At 74.4% G+C, this 371-nt stretch carries 1 protein-coding gene; it reads right to left on the bottom strand.

From position 1 onward, the window contains the following. Nucleotides 1–371 (bottom strand): hypothetical protein (locus tag NE591_RS13270; RefSeq protein WP_256156866.1); only part of this gene is annotated, 371 nt, incomplete at both ends.

The raw sequence follows: 371 nt of genomic DNA, 5'->3' as shown, positions 1-371 counted from the left end.
CTAGCGGTCTTCCCGCTGCGCCACTTTCCCAAACTCAAAAGGCCAGCGCCGGAAGGCGCACCGTAAGCCGGCTGCACCGGCGCGAAGCCCTGGGCCTGGGCGGGAACGCCCGCAGCAGGACGGCCGGCTGCGGCGGGGTGCGCAGAAGCTGCTGCCGCGCGGGCCGGGGTCGACCCGAAAGAGCGCTGGGCCGCGGCGGCCTCCTGGGCACGACGGGCCTGGCGAGCCTCCAGTTCGGCAGCCGCGCGGGCCGCGAAGGCGCGCTCCGCCTCGCGGCGAGCCTTGCGTGACATCTTGCAATCGGGCACCACAATGGGTTGCTGCACGGCCGGGCCGCCCTGCACCCAGGCATCCACCTCCGACTGCGCCGG

This window comes from Adlercreutzia sp. DFI.6.23 (assembly GCF_024462535.1).
GTDB lineage: Bacteria > Actinomycetota > Coriobacteriia > Coriobacteriales > Eggerthellaceae > Adlercreutzia > Adlercreutzia rubneri.
Note: the sequence above shows the minus strand (reverse complement) of the source record. Positions and strands in the feature narration are given on the sequence as shown.